Source organism: Variovorax sp. P1_H2 (assembly GCF_056405295.1).
On sequence record NZ_JBFUCJ010000007.1, the window covers coordinates 72,004 to 93,618 of the forward strand.

Annotated in this window: 22 protein-coding genes; 10 read left to right on the forward strand and 12 right to left on the reverse strand. The window is 67.8% G+C overall.

Annotated elements, in window-relative coordinates:
* Position 1: 1 nt before the first annotated feature.
* The 5 genes from AC1D2E_RS04625 to metC all read right to left on the reverse strand — a co-directional run bounded on the left by AC1D2E_RS04625 (position 2) and on the right by metC (position 6,175).
* Entirely contained in the window at positions 2–916 is a 915-nt protein-coding gene (locus AC1D2E_RS04625) for a branched-chain amino acid ABC transporter permease (RefSeq protein WP_478196322.1), read from the reverse strand.
* Between the two features lie 13 nt (positions 917–929).
* The gene (locus AC1D2E_RS04630; RefSeq protein WP_478196323.1) at positions 930–2,057 is read right to left on the reverse strand and encodes an ABC transporter substrate-binding protein; all 1,128 of its coding nucleotides are present in this window, start codon (positions 2,055–2,057) and stop codon (positions 930–932) included.
* 56 nt (positions 2,058–2,113) lie between these two features.
* Positions 2,114–3,565, reverse strand: a complete 1,452-nt coding sequence (locus AC1D2E_RS04635; RefSeq protein ID WP_478196324.1) for an FAD-dependent oxidoreductase — start codon at positions 3,563–3,565, stop codon at positions 2,114–2,116.
* A 14-nt stretch (positions 3,566–3,579) separates the two neighbouring features.
* On the reverse strand, positions 3,580–4,584 hold the full coding sequence (locus AC1D2E_RS04640) for a Bug family tripartite tricarboxylate transporter substrate binding protein (RefSeq protein ID WP_478196325.1): 1,005 nt from the start codon (positions 4,582–4,584) through the stop codon (positions 3,580–3,582).
* Between the two features lie 418 nt (positions 4,585–5,002).
* Complete coding sequence (gene metC, locus AC1D2E_RS04645; RefSeq protein ID WP_478196326.1) at positions 5,003–6,175, reverse strand: cystathionine beta-lyase; 1,173 nt, start codon at positions 6,173–6,175, stop codon at positions 5,003–5,005.
* Positions 6,176–6,321: 146 nt separating this feature from the next.
* Here metC and AC1D2E_RS04650 point away from each other — a divergent pair, with 146 nt between their 5' ends.
* The 10 genes from AC1D2E_RS04650 to pepE all read left to right on the forward strand — a co-directional run bounded on the left by AC1D2E_RS04650 (position 6,322) and on the right by pepE (position 15,247).
* Positions 6,322–6,780, forward strand: a complete 459-nt coding sequence (locus tag AC1D2E_RS04650; protein WP_478196327.1) for an Lrp/AsnC family transcriptional regulator — start codon at positions 6,322–6,324, stop codon at positions 6,778–6,780.
* 16 nt (positions 6,781–6,796) lie between these two features.
* Positions 6,797–7,693 carry a LysR family transcriptional regulator gene (locus tag AC1D2E_RS04655; RefSeq protein ID WP_478196328.1) on the forward strand — a complete coding sequence of 299 codons (897 nt, stop codon included), beginning with the start codon at positions 6,797–6,799 and terminating at the stop codon, positions 7,691–7,693.
* Between the two features lie 143 nt (positions 7,694–7,836).
* Entirely contained in the window at positions 7,837–8,817 is a 981-nt protein-coding gene (locus AC1D2E_RS04660; protein WP_478196329.1) for a Bug family tripartite tricarboxylate transporter substrate binding protein, read from the forward strand.
* Positions 8,814–9,785 carry a M14 family metallopeptidase gene (locus AC1D2E_RS04665; RefSeq protein ID WP_478196330.1) on the forward strand — a complete coding sequence of 324 codons (972 nt, stop codon included), beginning with the start codon at positions 8,814–8,816 and terminating at the stop codon, positions 9,783–9,785. Before AC1D2E_RS04660 ends, AC1D2E_RS04665 begins: the two co-directional genes overlap by 4 nt.
* Positions 9,786–9,958: 173 nt before the next feature.
* Positions 9,959–10,159, forward strand: a complete 201-nt coding sequence (locus tag AC1D2E_RS04670) for a hypothetical protein (RefSeq protein WP_478196331.1) — start codon at positions 9,959–9,961, stop codon at positions 10,157–10,159.
* Positions 10,160–10,454: 295 nt separating this feature from the next.
* Positions 10,455–11,225: an IclR family transcriptional regulator gene (locus AC1D2E_RS04675; RefSeq protein WP_478196332.1), complete on the forward strand. Its 771-nt coding sequence runs from the start codon at positions 10,455–10,457 to the stop codon at positions 11,223–11,225.
* 9 nt (positions 11,226–11,234) lie between these two features.
* On the forward strand, positions 11,235–12,872 hold the full coding sequence (locus AC1D2E_RS04680; RefSeq protein ID WP_478196333.1) for an OPT/YSL family transporter: 1,638 nt from the start codon (positions 11,235–11,237) through the stop codon (positions 12,870–12,872).
* Between the two features lie 23 nt (positions 12,873–12,895).
* Complete coding sequence (locus AC1D2E_RS04685; RefSeq protein ID WP_478196334.1) at positions 12,896–13,831, forward strand: DUF1177 domain-containing protein; 936 nt, start codon at positions 12,896–12,898, stop codon at positions 13,829–13,831.
* A gap of 15 nt (positions 13,832–13,846) precedes the next feature.
* Positions 13,847–14,533 (forward strand): AroM family protein, encoded by a 687-nt coding sequence (locus tag AC1D2E_RS04690; RefSeq protein ID WP_478196335.1) that lies wholly within the window; start codon positions 13,847–13,849, stop codon positions 14,531–14,533.
* Between the two features lie 18 nt (positions 14,534–14,551).
* Complete coding sequence (gene pepE / locus AC1D2E_RS04695; RefSeq protein WP_478196336.1) at positions 14,552–15,247, forward strand: dipeptidase PepE; 696 nt, start codon at positions 14,552–14,554, stop codon at positions 15,245–15,247.
* A 20-nt stretch (positions 15,248–15,267) separates the two neighbouring features.
* Here the strand turns inward: pepE and AC1D2E_RS04700 are convergent, their stop codons facing one another.
* The 7 genes from AC1D2E_RS04700 to AC1D2E_RS04730 all read right to left on the reverse strand — a co-directional run bounded on the left by AC1D2E_RS04700 (position 15,268) and on the right by AC1D2E_RS04730 (position 21,606).
* A complete protein-coding gene (locus AC1D2E_RS04700) occupies positions 15,268–16,002 on the reverse strand; it encodes an ABC transporter ATP-binding protein (protein ID WP_478196337.1) in 735 nt (244 codons plus the stop codon).
* The gene (locus AC1D2E_RS04705; RefSeq protein ID WP_478196338.1) at positions 15,995–16,753 is read right to left on the reverse strand and encodes an ABC transporter ATP-binding protein; all 759 of its coding nucleotides are present in this window, start codon (positions 16,751–16,753) and stop codon (positions 15,995–15,997) included. The genes AC1D2E_RS04700 and AC1D2E_RS04705 overlap by 8 nt, the downstream gene beginning before the upstream one ends.
* 61 nt (positions 16,754–16,814) lie before the next feature.
* A complete protein-coding gene (locus AC1D2E_RS04710; RefSeq protein ID WP_478196339.1) occupies positions 16,815–17,777 on the reverse strand; it encodes a branched-chain amino acid ABC transporter permease in 963 nt (320 codons plus the stop codon).
* Positions 17,778–17,838: 61 nt separating this feature from the next.
* Positions 17,839–18,699, reverse strand: a complete 861-nt coding sequence (locus AC1D2E_RS04715) for a branched-chain amino acid ABC transporter permease (RefSeq protein WP_478196340.1) — start codon at positions 18,697–18,699, stop codon at positions 17,839–17,841.
* A gap of 37 nt (positions 18,700–18,736) precedes the next feature.
* The gene (locus AC1D2E_RS04720; protein WP_478196341.1) at positions 18,737–19,936 is read right to left on the reverse strand and encodes an ABC transporter substrate-binding protein; all 1,200 of its coding nucleotides are present in this window, start codon (positions 19,934–19,936) and stop codon (positions 18,737–18,739) included.
* Between the two features lie 87 nt (positions 19,937–20,023).
* Positions 20,024–21,283, reverse strand: coding sequence for an NAD(P)/FAD-dependent oxidoreductase (locus tag AC1D2E_RS04725; protein WP_478196342.1), 1,260 nt, complete (start codon positions 21,281–21,283; stop codon positions 20,024–20,026).
* On the reverse strand, positions 21,283–21,606 hold the full coding sequence (locus AC1D2E_RS04730; protein WP_478196343.1) for a 2Fe-2S iron-sulfur cluster-binding protein: 324 nt from the start codon (positions 21,604–21,606) through the stop codon (positions 21,283–21,285). The genes AC1D2E_RS04725 and AC1D2E_RS04730 overlap by 1 nt, the downstream gene beginning before the upstream one ends.
* Positions 21,607–21,615: the final 9 nt, after the last annotated feature.

Sequence of the window (21,615 nt, forward strand, 5' to 3'; positions counted from 1 at the left end):
CTCAGGCGCGCTCGCGCCCGCCGCCGAACAGGCCGGTCGGGAAGAACACGAGCGTGATCAGCAGGAACAGGTAGGCGACCATGTCGCCCCAGCCCTGCGCGAAGAAGGTGGTGGTGAGCGCCTCGGCCATGCCGAGGATCAGGGCGCAGACGACCGCGCCGCCGATCGAGCTGAGTCCGCCCATCACCATGGCGACGAAGGCCTTGACGCCCGGCGTGAAGCCCATCGACGGGAAGATGGAGCCCTGGTAGAGGCCCACCACCAGCCCCGCGACGGCGCCCATCATCGAGCCGATGACGAAGGTCGCGACGATCGTCCGCTCGGTGTTGAGGCCGACGTACATCGCGCCCATCGGATTGTTGGCCACGGCGCGGATCGACAGGCCGATCCGGGTCCGGAACAGCAGGACGTACAGGCCGGCGAGCATGACGACCGACAAACCGAAGATCACGAACTGGCCGCTGGAGAACGAGATGGAGCCGATCTCGATCGGCGTCATCAGCAGGTAGTCCTGCGGGATGGTCTGCATGCTGGCGCCGAAGAACTTCTCGACCACCTCCCGGATGACGATCGACAGCGCCAGCGAGGACAGCAGGGTCGCCTCGCGGATGGCCTTCGACTTGAGCGAGGCCTCGTCGCGGAAGCGGCGGAACGGACGGAAGGCGATGCGCTCGAGGCTGAAACCCAGCGCGGCGCCCACGGCCAGCACGAACAGCAGCACCGCGAACAGCGGCGGCGCCGTGCTCGTGATGAACAGCAGGCCGGCGTAGGCGCCCAGCATGTAGATCTCGCCATGGGCGAAATTGACGACGTTGAGCACGCCGAAGATCAGCGTGAAGCCGATCGCCATCAGCGCATAGACGAGCCCGAGGCTCAGCCCGTTCGCGAGCTGCTGCACCAGGATTGCATCGAACATGTTCTCGGAGGTCTTACTTGGCGACGACGGCGAAGGCGCCGGAACTGACTTCCATGCGGGTCAGGCCCTTGGAGGGCTCCCGGGTCTTGGGGTCGAAGGTGGTGTCGCCGGTCACGCCCGGGAATCCCTTGGTGGCGGCCAGCGCGTCGCGCACCTTCTGGCGCGTCGGCTGGGGGCCGGCCGCGACGATGGCGTCGAGCATGATGTTGGTGGCGTCGAAGGCCTGCGCCGCGAACATGCTGGGTTCGGCGCCGTAGTGCTTCTTGTAGTCGTCGACGAAGGCCTTGACCTTCGGGGCCGGGTTGCCGGCCACGAAGGTGGTCGGGAACTTCACGCCGTCGGCGCTCGGCCCGGCGAGCTCGATCAGCTTGGGCGCATACATCGACGAGGCGCCGTAGATCGGCGTCTTGACGCCGAGCTGGGTGCGCTGCTGCAGGAACGAGGCACCTTCCTCGTAGAACATGAACATCACGATCGCGTCGGGCTTGTCGCGCCCCTGCTTGGTGATGATCGAGCGGAAGTCGCGGTTGCCCGGGTTGAAGAACTCGGTGCTCGTGATCTGCGCACCCGAGGCCTTGGCCGCTTCGGTGAAGGCCTTGACGGCGCTCAGGCCCCAGTCGTTCTGGATCGCGACCACCGCATACTTCTTCAGCCCGTTCTCGGCCAGCCACTTGGCGATGAAGGGCGACTCGATCTCCATCGTCGTGATGTTGCGGAACTGCCAGTCGCTGATCTTCAGGAAGTCGGGGTGCGACGCCGTCTGCGACAGCTGCGGCAGCTTCTGCTGCGCGTAGACCTGGCCCGCGGCCATCGACACCGTGGAGTTGAAGTCGCCCAGCACGCCCACGATGGCCGGGTCGTCGGCGAACTTCTTCGCGATGTTCACGCCTTCCTTGGCGTCGCTCTTGCTGTCCTCGTAGCGGATCTCGACCGTGCTGCCCTTGAGCTTCCCGGCCTTGTTGAAGTCCTCGAGCGCCAGGTTGGCCGAGTTCTTGAACAGCGTGCCGTATTGCGAGTTGTCGCCCGACAGCGGCAGCTGGTAGCCGATCACGATCTTGTTCTGCGCCAGGGCGGTCGATGCCGCGAGGGCGAGGCCGGCGGCCAGCAGGGCGGGTGCCGCGATGCGGAGGATGGATTTCATGGGAGCTCCAGAAGGGGTTGAAGACGGAAGGAGAGGGCGGGGTGTCAAGGCTGGGCTCAGGCTGGCACCCACTCGTCGCCGAGGAGTTCCGGGTCGTCGTAGGCCTCGAGGCGCGCGAAGTGGTGCTCGAAATCCTCGCGATAGAACAGGCTGGCGATGCCGTTGGCGAGGCGGCGCGCGCCCTCGCTGATGGCCGGGATGTCGCCGGACACCGCGCCGTGCGAGAGCGTGGCGGGGTAGCAGAAGCAGTGGATGCGGTCGAGGCCGGGGCAAGCGCCGGCGGTCTTCTCCTGCAGTTCGAAGACCGCTCCGAGATCGGGCGAGTCGGCCAGCTCCTGGTCGGCCTCGCCGGGGGCATGGGTGAAGCGGTCTTTCCAGGCGCGCACGTGCGGCGCGATGGCCGCGTATTCGGGACGCACGTTCCAGTCGATTCGGAAGCCGGTCGACACGATCAGGAAGTCGAGCGCGAATTCGCGCTTCGGCGTGCTCACGCGCAGTGCCGCGCCGTCGCGTTCGACCGACAGGATCGGGCAGCCGAAGTTGAAGCGGGCGTTCGGATGGCGCGAGACGCGCAGCGTGCTGCCGTGCGGCGGCGGCACGTTCGCCACGTTGATGTAGTGCCGCAGGCGCCACTTGAGTTCGTCGGCCAGGTCGAAGTGCCCCTGCGTCAGGCCCGGCACGCCGGCGCCCTTGGATTTGTTGATGCGCGGCAGGTCGTCGCGGCGAATCAGCAGGTCGACGCTGTGCGCGCCGGCTTCGAGCGCCGTGGCCGCGCTGTCCATGGCCGAGGAGCCGGCGCCGACCACGCCCACGCGCAGCCCTTCGAGCCGGCCGTAGTCCATCGCGTCGGCGGAGTGCGCCCAGCTTGCGCGGTCGAGCGCCTGCACGAAGGCCGGGATCGCCGGGCCGCCGAGGCCGTCGCGGCCGGTCGCCAGCACCACGCGGCGCGCCAGCACGCGCGCCGCGCCGGCCGGCGTCTGCAACGCGAGCAGCACCTTGCCGTCGGCGCGCGGTGCGATCGCGGTGACGGCGGTGTCGTTGCGCACCTCGACCGCCATCACGCGGCGGTACCAGCGCAGGTAGTCCATCCATTGCAGGCGCGGGATCTTGTCGAGCCGGGCCCATTCATCGGCGCCGAACTGCGCCTCGAACCAGGCGCGGAAGGTCAGCGCCGGCAGGCCCAGCGCCGGGCCGGTCAGCTCCTTCGGCGAGCGCAAGGTCTCCATGCGCGCGGTGGTGGCCCAGGGGCCTTCGAAGTCGAGCGGCGCGCGGTCGAACACGAGCGCGTGGATGCCGTGCTGGGCCAGCGCGGCGGCCGCTGCGAGGCCGGCCTGGCCGGCGCCGACGATGGCGACGTCGAGGACCGGCACGCCGTGCTCGGCGCCTTGCTGCGGCATCCAGTCGCGTGCCGGCCATCCAAGGCATTCGAGGTCCTTGGCCAGGCGCTGCTCGAGTGCGGCCAATCCGCCTGGGACGGCCTCGGGGTTGTGGCGGGTTTCCGGGGACATGGGCGTACTTGCGTTCAGTCCAGGCTGATGTTGGCGGCCTTCGCGACCTCGGCCCATTTCACCCGGTTCTCGTGCACCGTCTTCTTGAACTGTGCCGGCGTTTCGATCCGGACCGTGTTGCCCTGTGCCTCGAACTTGTCTCGCAGTTCGGGCTGCTCGAGCACGGACTTCACGGCCGCGTTGAGCTTGTCGACGATCTTCGGGTCGGTGCCCTTGGGGGCGAACACGGCGAACCAGATCGAGCTGTCGAAGCCCTGGGTGCCGGGCAGGCCGCTCGAAGCGATGGTCGGCACTTCCTTGACGGCGGCGACCGACGTCGCCGTCGTCACGCCGAGCAGGCGGACCTTGCCGGCCTTGTACTGCGGCAGCACCGTCTGGACCTGGTTCATGATGCAGCAGGTCTCGCCCTTGACCACCGAGCTGATCGCCTCCGGGCCGCCCTTGTACGGCACGTGCGTCATCTGCAGCCCGAGGCGCGAGTTGAACTCCGCGAAAGCCATGTGCGTGCCGGCGCCGTTGCCCGTGGAGGCGTAGTTGTACTTGCCGGGGTTGGCCTTCACGAGCGCGACGAACTCCTTCAGGGTCGTCACGTTGATCACTTCCGGATTGATCGTGAGCACGTTCGACACATCCAGCACCGGCGCCACGGCGACGAAGTCGCTCTCGACGTCGAAGGGCAGCTTCTTGTAGAGCGCCGCGTTGCTGCCGTGGGTGGCCGCCGTGCCGAAGGCCAGCGTGTAGCCGTCGGCCTTGGCGCGCGCCACGTACTCGCTGGCGATGTTGCCGGCGGCGCCCGACTTGTAGTCGATGATGATCGGCTGGCCCAGTTGCCTGGCCAGCGGCTCCTGGATGGCGCGCGCCACCACGTCGACACCGGAGCCCGCGGGGAAGCCCATGATCATGGTGATCGGCTTGGCGGGCCATTCTTCCGCTGCGGCAGGCGCGGCGTGGATGGCGAGCGACAGGGCAGCCGAAAGAAGGGCCGCGCCGGCGCGGCGGGAAATCAATGAAGAGGTCATGCGATCCTTGGCGGAAGGAGATGGCTTGTTGAGGCAATGTCCATGCCAAGTAGTAATTTATGGGCGGACGGACGGTGATCCATAAATATAAACTTGCGCCATATGCGGATACCGAGGAAAGATATTCCAAGTAGGTCGGGGTGCCCGACCATGCGCGAACAGGCTTTGCCTGACCGGGTCGCAATGCGACAAATAATTCTCCGGACCTCTTCGCCACGGCGAGGAGAGGGCGCTTTCCGGCGTCAGGCCGGTGGGCGCCCGGATGCGAGAAAAGAGTGCGCGGCGATGTGCACGCGATGCACGATTCCATGCGCTGCGAAATGCAGGTCGCGCGCGTGATGTCCCAATGACATCGGCCCGCACGAGGCGGGCCGGTCTCTCAGCAGCAGAAATGCAGGCGGCTTTCGCCGCCGGGCCGTCAGAGGTGGTGCTGCATCCGGTCGAGCGCCGACTGCATGTCGCGCACCAGGTCGTTGCAGGATTCCAGCCCTGCATGGATGCGCAGCAGCGGTCCTTCGAGCGTCCAGGGGCGGACGGCGCGCGTGGGTGCGTCGACCGGCAGCGCCAGGCTTTCGTAGCCGCCCCACGACAGCCCGATGCCGAACAGTTCCAGGCTGTCGAAGAAGACACCCAGCGCTGCGCGGCTGACGGGCTGCAGCGCCACCCCGAAGAGTCCGCTCGCGCCCTTGAAGTCGCGGCGCCACAGCGCATGGCCGGCGTCGCCCGGCAGGGCCGGGTGCAGCACCTTCGCCACCATCGGGTGGCGGGCCATGCTTTCGGCCAGCAGCACGCCGTTTTCCCAGTGGCGGTGCAGGCGCACCGACAGGCTGCGCAGGCCACGCAGCGCGAGGTAGAGATCGTCCGGGCCGGCGGTCTGGCCGAAGTCGTGCGCGCTGCGCTGAAGCAGCGCCCAGGCGCGCTCGTTGGCGGTCGCGGCGCCGAGCAGCGCGTCGGAGTGCCCGACGATGTACTTGGTCGCGGCCTGGACCGAGATGTCCACGCCGTGCGCGAAGGGCTTGAAGAAGAGCGGGCTGGCCCAGGTGTTGTCCAGGACCACGAAGGCATCGACCTTGTGGGCTTCGTGCGCGATGGCGGGGATGTCCTGCACCTCGAAGGTGGCCGAGCCCGGAGATTCGACGAACACCACGCGCGTGTTCGGCCGGATCTGGTGGCGGATCTCGGCGCCCGCGAGCGGGTCGAAAAACTCCACCGCGATGCCGAAGTTCGTGAGCACGTTGGTCGCGAAGCTGCGCGTCGGGCCGTAGACGCTGTCGCTGATCAGCGCGTGGTCGCCGGGCTTGAGCAGTGCCAGCAGGCTGTGCGTGCAGGCGGCCAGGCCGGAGGGAAAGACGATCGAGCGATACCCGCCTTCGAGTTCGGCGAGCGCGGTTTCGAGTGCGCGGGTGGTCGGCGTGCCGAAGCGCCCATAGGACGCGTAGGGGTTGCCCGGAAGCTTGCGCGATTCCCATTCGGTGAGGGAATTCGACAGGATGGTCGAGCCGCGGAACACGGGCGTGTTCACCATGCCGCCGTGGCTGGACGGATCGCGGCCGGCGCGTACGAGATGGGTTTCGGAATCAAAGGAAGTCAACGGACCGGTCTTTCAGGAGGGAAGCGAAGGCGATGCTCCAGTCTAGAAAGGAAGCAGTGGTTTCTTTTGCTGAAATTTGCCTCTTCGATCCATATGCAAGCAAAATATTACTCAACCACCATTCAATATTGGATTTGGATACCCCGATGGACAGAATCGACAAGGCGATCCTCGAACTGCTGCAGGTCAACGCGAGTGCCTCCCTGCAGGAGATCAGCGAACAGGTGAGCCTGTCGGCCACGCCCTGCTGGCGCCGCATCCAGCGGCTCGAGCGCGAGGGTTACATCCGCCAGCGGGTGGCGCTGCTCGACCCCGACAAGCTCAACGTGGGCGTGACCGTGTTTGTGGCCATCCRCACCAGCAATCACACCGAGAAGTGGTTCAAGCGCTTCAGCAGCGTGGTGGCGGCCATTCCGCAGATCGTCGAGTTCTATCGCATGAGCGGCGACACCGACTACCTGCTGCGGGTGGTGGTGCCGGACATCAAGGCCTACGACGCGGTCTACAAGCGGATGATCCGCGAGATCGAGCTGTCGGACGTGAGTTCGAGCTTCGCGATGGAGCAGATCAAGTACACGACGGCGCTGCCGCTGGACTACGCATGAACGGCCAGGCGACACCATGCAGATCAAGTGGCTTGAAGACCTGATCGCGCTGGCCGATACGCGGAGTTTCACGCGCGCCGCGCAGCTGCGGCACGTGACCCATCCGGCGTTCGGGCGCCGTATCAGGGAGCTCGAGCGATGGGCCGGCGTCGCGCTGGTGGCCAGGGGCAGCGGACCGGCGACCCTGACCGCGGCCGGCGAGACGCTGCTGCAGCACGCGCGGCAGACCGTGCATTCGCTGTCGGCCGCCCGCAGCGAGCTGCAGGACAACGCGGACATGCCGGGCCATCCGGTGTTCACGCTCGCCACGGGCCGGACCTTGGCCAGGACCATCGCTGCGGACTGGCTGTGGCGCGTCAGGTCACAGACCTCGAACGCGCTGGTCCATGTGCGCACCGGATCGATGGCCGAGACCGTGCAGCGCTTCGAACGAGGGGAGGCGGACTTCATGCTCACCTACCACCATCCGGTCATCGCCCTGCGCCTGAAGCCGTCCCAGTATCTTCAGCACACCGTCGCGCACGACAGGCTGGTTCCTGTGTCCCGGGCCCTCGCCGACGGCAAGGCGCTGTTCGGTTTCGACGCCGTCAAGCCGACGCCTTACCTGGCCTATGCCAGCACCCTGGCGCTCGGGCAGCTGGTGGCCGACCACCTGAGCAATCATGCGCAGGCGCCTCGCTTGAAGCGGGTCGTCGAATGCGACTCGGCCGACGCGCTGCTGGAGTACGCGCTCAAGGGGCTGGGGGTCGCCTGGCTGCCGTGGTCGCTGGCCGTGGGCGCCTGCAAGGCGAGAAAGCTGGCACCGCTGGCCGACAAGGCGCTCGGGATCGCGTTCGAGGTGCGCATGGTTCGGGCCAAGCGGCGCCTGTCGCCATTGGCCGAGTCGCTGTGGGAGGCCGTGAGCCCCGTCTAGGGTCTGTTCACACTGTTTCCGCGATCCCCGGAAATAGTGTGAACAGGCCCCAGGGTCTGCCGAGATGGCACGGGATGGTGCCGATCCGGCACATCGCTCCCACGCTGCCGGGGCAAGAATCGGCGGAACTCCAGGAGACATTCATGCGATGCGATTTCGGAATCCGGGCGACCGTGCTGACAGCCTGCCTTGCGGCCGGCCTGATGCCTGCGGCACGCGCGCAAGGCGAAGCCTATCCCGAGCGCCCGATCACCGTGGTCGTGGCCTATCCGCCCGGCGGCAGCACCGACCTGACCGGCCGCGCCGTGGCCGACCAGCTGTCGAAGAAGCTCGGCGTGCCGGTGGTGGTGGAGAACCTGGGAGGCGCGGGCGGCGCGATCGGCGCGCAGAAGGTGTCCCGCGCGGCGCCGGACGGCTACACCCTGCTGCTGGGCGCCAACAACGAGATCGCGATCAACCGGCTCGTCTCTCCGGCGGTCAAGTACAGCTACAAGGACTTCACGCCCATCGGGCTCGTCGCCTCGCAGCCCATGGTGCTGGTGGCGTCGGCCAGCAGCGGCATCAGGACGGTCGACGAGTTCGTCAAGAGCGTCAAGTCGAAGCCGGGCCACTACAGCTATGGAAGTTCCGGCGTCGGGACCGCGCTGCACCTGGCCGGCGAAATGGCCAAGCAGCAGGCGGGGCTCTACATGTCGCACATTCCCTATCGCGGGGTCGGGCCGCTGACGACCGACCTCTACGGCGGAAACATCGACTTCGGTGTCTACGTGCTGTCCAGCGGGCTGCCGCAGATCCGCAGCGGCAAGCTGGTGGCGCTCGGCGTCACGGAGAAGAAGCGATCCGCCGCGGCACCGGAGATCGCGCCTCTGGCAGATCATCCGATGCTCAAGGACATGGACATCGGCGTCTGGTTCGCGCTGATGGCGCCGCCCAGGTTGCCGGATGCGGTGGCCGTCCGGCTCCGGAAGGCGCTGGCCGATGCATTGCAGGCGCCCGAGCTGCGCAAGAAGCTCGAGGACAACGGCTCGACCCTGGCGCCCGCCGGCGTGGACATGGCGAAGTTCCTCGTCGATGAAAGCGCCAAGTATCAAAAGATCGTCGACTTTGCAAAGATCAAGGAATGAACAATGCGACTTTCTCGCTGAAGAAACCCGAGCTTGGCGCCTGGCGAGCGGGCAACACCGGTACCGAAGGCGTATGGCGCTTCGAGTCGGGCGTCGAAGGGCCCGTCGTGATGCTGAGCGCGCTGATCCATGGCAACGAGCTGTGCGGCGCCTGGGCGCTGAAGGAATTGCTGGAAGCCGGCGTCCGGCCGGAACGCGGTTCGCTGACCCTGGCCTTCTGCAACCTGGAGGCTTTCGACCGCTTCGACGTCGACCACCACGATGCCTCGAGGTTTGTCGACGAGGACATGAACAGGCAATGGCTGGCCGACCGGATCGCGCAGGCGGATACGCGCGAGCGTCGGCGCATCGCGGCCCTGAAGCCCTTCGTCGACAGCGCCGACTGGCTGCTGGACCTGCACTCCATGCACGAACCCGGCCTGCCCTTGTCGCTGGCGGGCATGCAGCCCCGCAACCTGGCGCTGGCCCGGCAACTGCGAGCGCCCGAGTACGTGGTCGTGGATGCCGGTCACCAGGACGGCGTGCGGATGCGCGATTTCGGCCGTTTCGGCCAGCCCGATGCCGAGCAGCCCGACACCCGCTCGCTGCTGATCGAATGCGGCTTTCATGGTGACGCCGAAAGCCTCGTCGTCGCGCGCGACCTGTGCGTTCGATTTCTGGTCCAGGCGGGCAGCTTGTCCGCGTCGTCCGCGCTGCGACGGCTGCCGGGCTGGAAGCAGCCCGACGCCCCCCGGCAATGGGTGCTGCGTGTCACCGGCCCGGTCGTCGCGAAGAGCGACCGCTTCCGCTTTTCGCAGGGGTTCAAGGGGCTGGAGCTCATTCCCGAGGCGGGCACGGTGATCGGCGACAACGACGGCGAGCCGGTCACCACCCCCTACGACGACTGCGTGCTGGTGATGCCGTCGACTCGGCAGGCACGCGCCGGCGTCACCGTGGTGCGATTCGCACGGCGGGAACCGCTCGCCTGATCGACCGGGGACGGCCGGGTCCCCGCGCCGGGATCCGGCCGGCCTTGGCAAGGCTTCATCGCGACTTGTGAACTTTGTCACGCTAGAGGGTAGTACTTAGAGGTTACAAAATGTACTTTCTAAGTACCTTGGTACTACTATTCATGCATCGGATGACCAAGGACAAGAAGCGCATGAACACGTACCCGACCGTCAGCCAGGCCACTGGCGTTGCCCGAACGCTGAGCAAGCACCTGTCGTGCACGATCGTCGTCTATCGCACGCCGCAGGCGAAGTTCGTGACCGCGCGCACCACCGACCGGGTCGCGGGGAACATTGAAAGCATCTATCGCAACGGCTACTGCACGCCGACGCTGCTGAGCGGCTCGCGCTGAAAGAACTCGACTCCCTCGGCTCCACGMAGCCGAACGGTTTATGCCTCCTTCGGGAGGCTTTTTTTTGGGGTTCTGCCGCTGCGACGGCGGCTGCGCATGTTCTTGATGCGCCGTTCCGATGCATTTGCACAATTCTGGAGCGAGATCCGGGTGACGGCGCAAGGCCTGTCGGCCCTTCGTGCGGGCACGCGCGGCCCTGCGGCACTCGAAAAAATCAGAACTTGCGCGCCGTGGCACAGATCATGCAATATGGAGTCATATTATGGCACCTTGTTCCAGTTTTTGGAACTAATTCATGGCATCACTCGAAAGCGCCGGCGTCATCCTCCGGCTGATCAACAAACTGAAGCGCCAGGTCACCGTGACCGACCTCGTCGGTCACCTGGCGATGCCCAAGAGTTCGGCGTCGCGCCTGCTGCGGCAGATGGCCGACGAAGGTTTCCTGGAGCGCGATCCGCTGACTCGCGCTTTCGGCCCGGCGCTGATGATCCTGGAGCTGTCGCGCCTGGTGCGCTCGACCACCCAGCTGTTCCCGCTTCTGCAGAAGGCGCTGCAGGGCCTGTGCCTGCGCAGCGGCCACACGGGCTACATCTCGGTGCTCGACGGCACCGAGGTGCTGGTGCTGTTCGTGCAGTCGGGCACCCATCCGCTGCAACTCATGACCTACCCCGGCCACCGTGCGCCGGCCTGGGCCACCTCCACCGGGCGCGCGCTGCTGGCGTTGGAAACGGACGATGCGGTGCGCCAACGTTTCCAGGGTGCATTGCCCGCAGTCTCCAACAATGCGCCGGCCGACGTGGACGCACTGATCGCCCGCCTGGCCGAGGTGCGCATCCGGCACTACGCCCATGCGCTCAACGAATCCATCCCGGGCGTCGGTTCGGTGAGCTGCGCGGTGAGCGACTCGACCACTCGAGAACGGCTCGCGTTCTGCCTTTCGTTTCCCAGCGCCGACGCCGATGCCGCCAGCATCCAGGCGCTGGCGCTGGATCTCATGACCGAGGCCGCTGGCATCGGTCGCCTCGTCGGTGACCCGTCATGGGCTCGACATTCCAACCACCGGTAAGAGGTCCCCATGTCCACGCCGTCCCCATCCAGCGTTCCGTTCGGCGCCGCCAGCCCGGCGGCACGGTTCGCGCCGCAGTCCCATCCGCATGCGCTGTCCGGCGCCAACCTGGTGCTGCTGGCGCTGCTCAGCGTCTTCGGTGCGGTCATCGGCATCCAGTTGCTGGTGACGCTCGGTGTGACGCCGAACACCTCCATCATCGGCGCGCTGGTGGCAATGATCCTGGCGCGCATCCCGCTGCAGATGATGAGCGGATACCGATCGGTGCATTTCCAGAATCTCGCGCAAAGCGCGATCTCCGCCGCCACCTTCGGCGCGGCCAACAGCCTGCTGCTGCCGATCGCCATTCCCTTCCTCATGGGCCGGCCCGACCTGGTGCTGCCGATGTTCCTCGGCGTTTCGGCGGCCATGCTGCTCGACGGCTACCTGCTCTATCGCATGTTCAACACCAAGATCTTCCCGGCCTCGGGCGCCTGGCCTCCGGGCGTGGCTGCGGCCGAGGCCATCAAGGCCGGCGACAAGGGCGGCAAGCAGGCGGCGCTGCTCGGCGCGGGGATGCTGGTCGGCGCGGTGGGCTCGTGGTTCAAGATACCGATGTCGGCTTTCGGCACGGCCTTCATCGGCAACATCTGGGCGCTGAGCATGTTCGGCGTGGGCCTGCTGCTGCGCGGCTATGCGCAGCCGCTGTTCGGCTACGACATCAACAAGGCCTACATCCCGCACGGCATGATGATCGGCGCCGGCCTGGTGGCGCTGTTCCAGGTCGGCATGGTGCTGATGAAGAAGACGGCCAAGGCCGAAGCCGAGGCGACGGAAGAAAACCTCGCCAGCCGCAGCGTCGGCCAGACCCTGCGCCTGGGTGGCTTCGCGTACATCCTGCTCGCGGCCGGCGTGTCGCTGCTCGGAGGCCTGTACGCCGACATGTCGACCGGCATGCTGATCGCCTTCATCCTCTATGCCGCGTTCGCGGCCTTCGTGCACGAGCTGATCGTCGGCATCGCCGCCATGCACTCGGGCTGGTTCCCTGCCTTCGCCGTGGCGCTGATCACCTTGCTGCTGGGCCTGCTGGTGGGCTTCCCGGTCACGGCGCTGGCGGTGCTGTGCGGCTTCTCGGTGGCCACCGGCCCGGCCTTCGCCGACATGGGCTACGACCTCAAGGCCGGCTTCATCTTGCGCGGCCACGGCACCGACCCGGCGTTCGAACTCGAAGGCCGCAAGCAGCAGCTGATCGCCGCGATGCTGGCCTTCGTGATCGCCATTCCGGTGGTCTACATCGCGCACGGCATCTACTTCGCCCAGGGCCTGGTGCCGCCGGTGGCCAAGGTGTATGTGGCCACCATCAACGCCGGCGCGGTGCCGGGCATCGCGCAGTCGCTGTTCCTTTGGGCCATCCCCGGCGCGCTGATCCAGCTGATCGGCGGACCGAAGCGCCAGCTCGGCGTGCTGCTGTCCACCGGCCTGCTGATCGCCAACCCGATGGCCGGCTGGGCCGTGGCGGTGGGCATCGCACTGCGCGTGTTGCTCGAGAAGTTCGGTGGCGCAAAGGCCCGCGGCTACATGGAAGTGTTCGCCGGCGGCGTGATCGCGGGCGATGCGCTGTTCAGCTTCTTCAACGCCACCCTCACCGCCAGGTTCGGCAAGAAATAAACCCCCAAAAAGGAAACACACCCATGAGCCTCGCTCAGACATTGCAGGTCTTCGAAGCCCTCGACACGGCGCATGCCAGCGGCCGGACCGTGGTGAAGCTGCTCGCCGCCTACGACAACGTGAGAGTCACGGTCACCCGGATCAGCGGCCAAAAAGGTTCGACCGATTTCGTGCGCATCGTGATCCCCGGCAGCGCCGGCAAGCTGGCCGGCGGCCCCGCACCCACGCTCGGCATCGTCGGCCGCCTCGGCGGCGTCGGCGCGCGGCCCACGCGCATCGGTCTGGTGTCGGACGCCGATGGCGCGGTGGCTGCAGTCGCCGCGGCGCTGAAGCTGGCCCACATGCAGACCCAGGGCGACATGCTGCCCGGCGACGTGGTCGTGGCGACCCACATCTGCCCCGACGCGCCTACGCGGCCGCACGAGCCGGTGGATTTCATGGATTCGCCGGTCGACACCGAGGACATGAACGAGCAGGAAGTCAGCGCCGAGATGGACGCCGTGTTGTCCATCGACACCACCAAGGGCAACCGCATCGTCAACCACAAGGGCTGCGCGATCTCGCCCACGGTGAAGGAGGGCTACATCCTGCGCCTGTCCGAGGATCTGCTGCGCATCATGGAAATGACCTCGGGCCGGCCGGCGGTGACTTTCCCGATCACCACGCAGGACATCACGCCCTACGGCAACGGCGTGTATCACCTGAACAGCATCCTGCAGCCGTCGATCGCCACTGCGGCGCCGACGGTGGGCGTCGCCATCACCACCGAAAGCGTGGTGCCGGGCTGCGGTACCGGCGCGAGCCACGAGACCGATATCGCGCTGGCCGTCAAGTTCGCGGTCGAAGTGGCGAAGGAGTTCACGCGCGGCACCTGCCGCTTCTTCGACGCGGACGAATACGCGCTGCTGCAGAAGCTGTACGGATCGCTCGCCCATCTGCAACGCCGCCAGCCGGCCTGATCCGGGACGATCGCCATGACCCGCATCACCACCCTGGGCACACTGACCATCGGCCAGGCGCCGCGGCCCGACATCACGCCGATCCTGGCGCAGCACCTGTCCCCCTATGCGCAATGCATCCACGCCGGCTTGCTGGACGGCCTCGCGCGCGCCGACATCGAGCGCCTCTACGCGCCCGAGCCGGCCCAGGCCACGCTGATCACGCGGCTGCTCGACGGCACTTCGGTGGTGGTCAGCAAGCCCAAGGTGCTGGGGCTGATGAACCGCAAGATCGCCGCGCTGCGCGCGCAGGGCTGCGGCTTCATCCTGCTGCTGTGCACCGGCGCCTTCGAAGGCCTGGTGTGCGACGGTGCCTGGCTCATCGAGCCCGACCTGATCGTTTCGCCCAGCGTGGCGGCGATTGCCGGCGACCGGCAGGTCGGCATCGTGGTGCCGCTGCAGTCGCAGGTCGCCTCGGAAGCCCACAAGTGGCGGGCGCTGAAACGCGAACCGATCTGCGCCGTGGCTTCGCCGTATGCGAACGAGACCGAATCGCTGGCGCAGGCCGCGCGCGACCTGCAAGCGCAGGGCGCAGAGCTGCTGGTGATGGACTGCATGGGCTTCGTCGAAGCGCATCGCGAGCTGGCGGCGAGTGCCTCGGGCCTGCCGGTGATTCTGTCCAATGCGCTGATCGCACGCCTGACGGCGGAGCTGCTGTCCTGAGCTGTCGAGAATCACCCCATGAACCTTCTGTTGCTGAGCAATTCCCGCAGCCCCGACGGCGGCTACCTCACCCATGCCGGCGAGGCCATCGCCGAGGTCGCCGGCGGCTGCAAGCGCGCCGTGTTCATTCCCTATGCCGGCGTCACCATCACCTGGGACGACTACACGCAGCGCGTCGCCGGCGTGTTCGCGCCTCTGGGCATCGAGGTGGCCTCCGCGCACAGGGCCGGCAACCCGCGCGCGCTGGTGGAACAGGCCGAGATCATCGTCGTCGGCGGCGGCAACACCTTCAAGCTGCTCAAGTGCTGCCGCGATGCAGGCCTGCTGCCGCTCATCGCCGCCCAGGTCCGTGCCGGCGCGCCCTACGTCGGCTGGAGCGCCGGCGCCAACCTGGCCGGCCCGACGATCTGCACGACCAACGACATGCCGATCGTCGATCCGGGTGGCTTTGACGCGCTCGGGCTGGTGCCGTTCCAGCTGAACCCGCACTACACCAACGCGCTGCCCGCCGGCCACCAGGGCGAGACCCGCGACCAGCGGCTGGCCGAGTACCTGGCGGCCAACCCGACTTCCAAGGTGATCGGCCTGCCCGAATGCAACTGGCTGCGCGTGCGCGGCGCGGAGGTGCAACTGGCTGGCCCCTGGCCCGCCAAGCTGTTCGAGGCCGGCCAACCCGTCCGTTCGATCGACGCTCCGGCGCAGATCCGCTTCTGAGGAAGGGGGTGTGCGCTGGACTACCGCGCCCGGTTCACCTCCGGCTCTTCGGCGATGCCGACGCCGAGCAGTCCTTCGAGCAGGGCCGCATCGCCGGCCAGCGCCGCGCTCGGGCCGGCATGCACGACCGTGCCGCGCTCCAGCACGATCGCCTGGTGCGTCATCTCGAGGGCCAGCACCGGATGCTGCTCGACCACGATCGACGCCAGGCCCTCGCTCTCGCACAGGTGGCGGATCGAGCGGGCCAGTTCCTCGACGATGATCGGCGCCAGGCCTTCCATCGGTTCGTCGAGCAGCAGCAGCTTCGGGTTGGTCATCAGCGCCCGGCCGATCGCCAGCATCTGCTGCTCGCCGCCGGACAGCTGGTTGCCGTAATTACCGCGCCGCTCGCGCAGCCGCGGAAAGAATTGGTAGACCCGCTGCAGGTTCCACTTGCCTGGCCGCGCGATCACGGTCAGGTTCTCCTCGACGGTCAGCGACGGGAACACCTCGCGCTCCTGCGGCACCCAGCCGAGGCCGGCGTGCACCCGGCGGTGAGCGGGCCAGCGCGTGATGTCCTGGCCGCACCAGCGCAGCGCGCCGCGCATCACGCGGGTGTTGCCCATCAGCGTTTCGAGCAGCGTGGTCTTGCCGACGCCGTTGCGGCCGAGGACGGCGAGGCCCTGGCCTTGGGCAAGTGCGAAACTCAGCCGGTCGAGCACCACCGCGTTGCCGTAGCCGGCGACCACCTGGTCGAAAGCCAGCATCTCAGACATGGGCTGCTCCCGAATGGCCGAGATAGACCTCGCGCACCCGTGGGTCGCGGCCGATCTCGGCGGGCGTGCCCTCGGTCAGGATCTGGCCGGCGACCAGCACCGAGATGCGGCGCGAAAAACGAAAGACGAGATTCATGTCGTGTTCGATGAACAGCACGCTGATGTCCTGCGGCAGCTCCGCGATGACTTCGAAGAGTTCGCCGCTCTCGTCCTCGGGCACGCCGGCGGCGGGCTCGTCGAGCAGCAGGATGCGGGGCCTGGCTGCCATCGCCAGCGCGATTTCGAGCAGCCGCTGCTTGCCGTAGGCCAGCTCGGCCACCGGCACCTCGGCCAGCGCGTCGAGCTTGAGGCGCCCGAGCAGCGCATGCGCCTCGTCGAACACGGCCTTGTTGCGCCTGAGCGGACGCCACCAGACGGCACCCAGGCCTTCGCGCTCGCTGATCGCGAGCACCACGGACAGCAGCGGCGTCAGGCTGGGAAACAGCGTGTTGATCTGGAAGGTGCGCGCCAGGCCCAGTCGGGCCCGCCTGTCGGCGCTGAGCGAGGTGAGCTCGCGCTCGCCCATGTGGATCGTTCCGTGGGTCGGCTTGAAGACGCCCGTCAGCAGGTTGATCAGCGTGGTCTTGCCGGCGCCGTTCGGCCCGATCAGGGCCTGCCGCGCACCGGGTTCCAGCGTCAGGTTGACGTCGTCGACCGCGCGGAAGGCGCCGAAGGAGATCCCGAGCCCGCGGGTCCGCAGAGCGGCGCTCATAGGGAGACCTCCGTGCTGCGCACTGCGGTGCGAGCTTGCTTGGGGCGGCCCGGCGCTGCGCTCATGTCGGCCTCCCGGTCTTCACCAGGCGTGACAGCGCGCCCATGATCCCGCCACGGCCCAGCATGACGGCGGCGATCAGGAAGATGCCGAGCCAGAACATCCAGTACTCGGGATTGAGATCGGCGAACCCGTCGTGCACCAGCATGTAGACGATCGCGCCGATCATCCCGCCGTAGAGCCGGCCGGTGCCGCCGAGCACCAGGATGATCAGCACTTCGGCCGAGCGGTTGAAGCCGATCGACTCGATGCCGACGAACTGCGTGGTCTGGGCCAGCAGCGCGCCGGCGATGCCGGCCACGCCGGCCGACAGCGCGTAGGCCAGGCGCAGGCGTGCCTCGACCGGCGAGCCGATCGCGAGCATGCGCTTGCGGTTGTCGTGGATGCCGCGCAGCGTGAGGCCGAAGGGCGAACGCAGCACCCGCCGGACGCCGAGGAACACCAGCAGCACCACGCCGTAGGCATAGGCGAAGGCGGTCTTGCCGAACAGGTCGAACTCGAACAGCCCGAGCACCGGCGAGATCGCGACGCCCTGCAGGCCGTCGGTGCCGCCGGTGATGGGCGCCAGCCGGTTGACCCCTTCGGCCAGCAGCACGCAGACGCCGATGGTGATCATCAGCCGCGTGAGGTCGGCCCCGCGCACGATCAGGTAGCTCAGCAGATAGCCCAGCGCGGCGCACACCACGAGCGCGAACAAGAGGCCGCTGAAGGGTTCGCTCCAGCCATGCTTTGCCAGCAGCCCGGCGGCATAGGCGCCGGCGCCGAAGAAGGCCGCATGGCCCACCGTGAGGATGCCCGCATAGCCGAGCGCCATGTCCAGCGAGACCGCGAACAGCCCGAAGATCATGATCTGGCTCATCAGCGTGAGCTTGTCCGGCAGCAGGAAGAAGCTGGCGCCCAGCGCAAGCCAGAAGGCGACTTCGACCGCGCGCAGGCGAGCCGGCGAAACGACGATGGCTTTCATTGGGCAAGCTCCGTGCTCCGCACTCCGGTGCGAGCCCCCTTCGGAGCGGCCGTGCGGGGTCTCATGCGAGCCCCTTGCGCGGGATGATGCCGTTGGGGCGCATCAGCAGCATGATGATCATGACGACATAGATGAGAAACGCGCCGGCTTGCGGCAGGTAGTACTTGCCCGCGACGTCGACGATGCCGACCAGCAGCGCGGCCACGAAGGGGCCGGTGATGGTGCCGGCGCCGCCGACGCAGACGACGATCAGGAAGTACACGAGGTACTTGAGCGGGAAGGAGGGCTCGAGGCCGAGCATGCCGAGGCTCAAGGCGCCGCCCAGGCCGGCCAGGCCGCAGCCCAGCGAGAAGGTCAGGAAGAACAGCCGCTGAACGTGGATGCCGGTGCCGCCGGCGACGCGCTGGTTGTCCACCGCGGCCCGCACCATCGCCCCGTAGCGCGTCTTGCCGAGCACCCCCAGCAGGCCGGCGAGCACCGTCACGCCGCAGAGGATCAGGAACAGGCGATAGCGTCCCACCTCCAGCCCCAGCAGCGACACCCGGCCGTCCAGCACCGGCGGCAGCTTGAAGGCCTGCATCGTCGGGCCGAAGACGTAGGTGAAGGCGGCGACCGAGACGAACACGATGCCGATCGACAGCAGCACCTGGTCGAGCGGATGCGCACGATAGAGCCGCCGGTAGAAGCAGAACTCGAGCACCGCGCCGACCCCTGCCGCGGCGACGAAAGCCGCCACCAGCGACGGGAAGAAGCCGACGCCGAAGTGGTTCATCAGAACGCTCGCGGCGTAGCCGCCGACCATCGCGAACGTGCCGTGCGCGAGGTTGACGAAGTTCATGAGGCCCATCGTGATGGACAAGCCCACCCCGATGAGGAACAGGAGCATGCCGTAGGCCACTCCGTCGAAGATCACGATTCCCATGGATTTCCCGTTGCCGCTGGCGCGCCGCCCCCGCGGTCTACTGGCTTTCCTTGGCCGGGTCCTTGACGCGCTCGAACTTGTCGAATTCGACGTTCACGAGCTCGCCGCCCTTGTTGCGTTCGGTCTTGCGGATGTAGACCGTCTGCACGATGTCGCGCGTGGCGGGGTCGATCGCGATCGGGCCGCGCGGGCTCTCGAAGCCGAGGCCCTTGAGTGCTTCCATGACCTTGTCGCCCGAGACCTCGCCCTTGGTCTTGGCGAGCGCGAGGTCGATGGCGGCCATCGTGTCGTAGGCGGTGACCGCGAAGTAGCTCGGGCGCAGTTTGGTGCCGAACTCGGCCGCGAAGTCCTTGACGAACTTCTGGTTCTTCGGCGACGGATGCGCGTACGAATAGTGATGGCTCGTGACCAGGCCCAGCGCCACGTCGCCGGTGGCGTCGAGGTAGCTGTCGTCGGTCGCTTCGCCGGTGGCGTAGAGCTTGATGCCGGCTTCTTCCATGCCGCGCTCCTTCCAGACCTTGAGGAAAGCCGGCGGCATCACGCCCGAGGGGAAGAAGAAGAACACCGCCTGCGGCTTGGCGTCCTTGATGCGCTGCACGTAGGCCGAGAAGTCGGGGTTGTTCATCGGCGTGCGGACTTCGCCGACCACCTTGCCGCCTTCGGCCGCGAAGACCTTCTTGAACGCGGTCTCGGCGTCGACGCCCGAGGCGTAGTCGGCGACCACGGTGTAGGCCTCCTTCACGCCCTGCTTGACCATCCAGCGCGCCATCGGGTCGGTGACCTGCTGCACGGTGAACGACAGCCGCGCCACGTAGGGCGAGCTGGTCGTGATGGCGGAGGACGCCGCATTCATCACGAGGGTCGGGATCTTGGCCTGCGTCGCGATGGCCGCGACGGCGTAGGCGTTGGGGCTGAAGTCGAGGCCGGTGAGGATGCTCACCTTGTCGCGCACCACCAGCTCCTGCGCGATGCGCTTGGCGGCGTCGGGCGCCGGGCCCGCGGTGTCCTTCTTGATGACTTCGACCGGGCGGCCGGCGATCTTGCCGCCGTGCTCCTTGAGATACAGCGCGACGCCGGCATCGAACTGGCGGCCGTAGTCGGCGTACGGGCCGGAGTAGGTCGCGATCAGGCCGATGCGCAGCGGCTCGCTTGCGGCTTGCGCGCCGGACATGGCACCGAAGGCGCCGAGGCAGGCCAGGGTCAGCGTGGCAAGCACATTTCTCTTGTTCATCATCATCGTGGAAACTCCGTTCAGTGAAACCGGCGAACCGGCAGGCAAGGGGTGATCAGGGAATGAGGTCGGGGCCGGCGCGGCCCCCGGATCTCACGCGGCCAGGGCCTCCGGCGTCTTCGGGGCCAGCGTCTTGAGGTCGAAGGATTCGTCGGCGAGCTGGTCGGCGCTGGCGCAGGCACGGGCGCCGATCAGCTTGCGGCTCTGCATGTGCTCGGCCGGCTTGTTCACGGAATGCGCGGCGACGAGGGTACCGTGGCGCAGGTAGAACACGCTGAAGCGGTCGCTGGCCATGTCGCCGCGCAGCACCACCTCGTCGCCCGGCGCGGCCAGGCCGGTCATCTGGAACTTGAGGTCGAACTGGTCGCTCCAGAACCAGGGCACCGCGGTGCAGGGCTGCTCGTGCCCGACGACCAGCGAGGCCAGCGCGCGGGCGCCGTCGTTGGCCGACTGGATCGATTCGAGCCGCATGCGCGCCGGTGCGCCGGGTGCCGGCGGCAGCGCCATGCTGGCGACGTCGCCCGCGGCCAGCACGCGCGGCGCCGAGCTGCGGCCCAGCATGTCGACAACGATGCCGTTGTCGACCGCGATGCCGGCCTGCTGCGCCAGCTCGGCATTGGGGAGCACGCCGATGCCGAGCACCACCAGGTCGCAATCGATGCGCTGGCCGTCGTCGAGCTCGACCGCGGCCACGCGGCCCTGTTCGCCGTGCAGCGCACGCACGCCGCGGCCGGTCAGCAGTTCGACGCCGCGCCGCCGGTGCGCGTTCTCGACGAAGGCGGACATCGCGGGCGGGAAGGCGCGCGTCAGCAGATGCGGCTGGGCCTCGACCACCGTCACCGCGACGCCGCGCGAACGCAGCGCGGAAGCCACTTCGAGGCCGATGAAGCCGCCGCCGATCACGCAGGCGCGCTGGGTGCGATCCGCGGCATGGGCGACGCGCAGCGCATCGTCGAGGGTGCGCAGGTCGAGCACGCCGTCGAGTTTCGAACCCGGCAGCGTGAACGGCCGGCAACGCGCGCCGGTGGTCAGTGCGAGCCAACCGTAGACGAGCACGGCGCCGTCGGCCAGCCGCACGGTGCGCGCACCGGCATCCAGCGCCGCGGCACGGCGGCCGAGAAGCAGCTCGATGCGGTTCTGCTGGAAGAAATCGGGCCCGCGCAGCAGCAGCTTGTCGACGGTCGTCTTGCCGGTCAGCAGGCCCTTGGACAAGGGCGGACGCTGGTAGGGTGCGTGGACCTCGTCGCCGACGATGACGATGCGCTCCTCGAAGCCGAGCTCGCGCGCGCTGGCGGCCAGCTGCACGCCCGCGTACGACGCGCCGACGATCACCAGGGGGTGGGCGGCGGGCATCAGCTCTGGGTCTCGGGCACGCGCACCGTGAGGCCGTCGAGCTCGGCGGTCATCGTGAGCTGGCAGCTCAGGCGGCTGTTCGGCAGGCGCTCGGAGGCGACGCCGTCGAGCAGTTCGCTTTCCATCTCGTCGGCCGGCGGCAGGCGATCGACGAAGGCCTCGTCGACGTAGACGTGGCAGGTCGCGCACGAGCACGAGCCGCCGCATTCGGCATCGATGCCCCGGATGTTGCCGCGGATGGCGTTCTCCATGACGCTGGAGCCGGTCTTGGCGTCGACGCTGCGGCGGCTGTCGTCTTTCAGGATGTAGTGGATCGTGGGCATGGCGGGCGG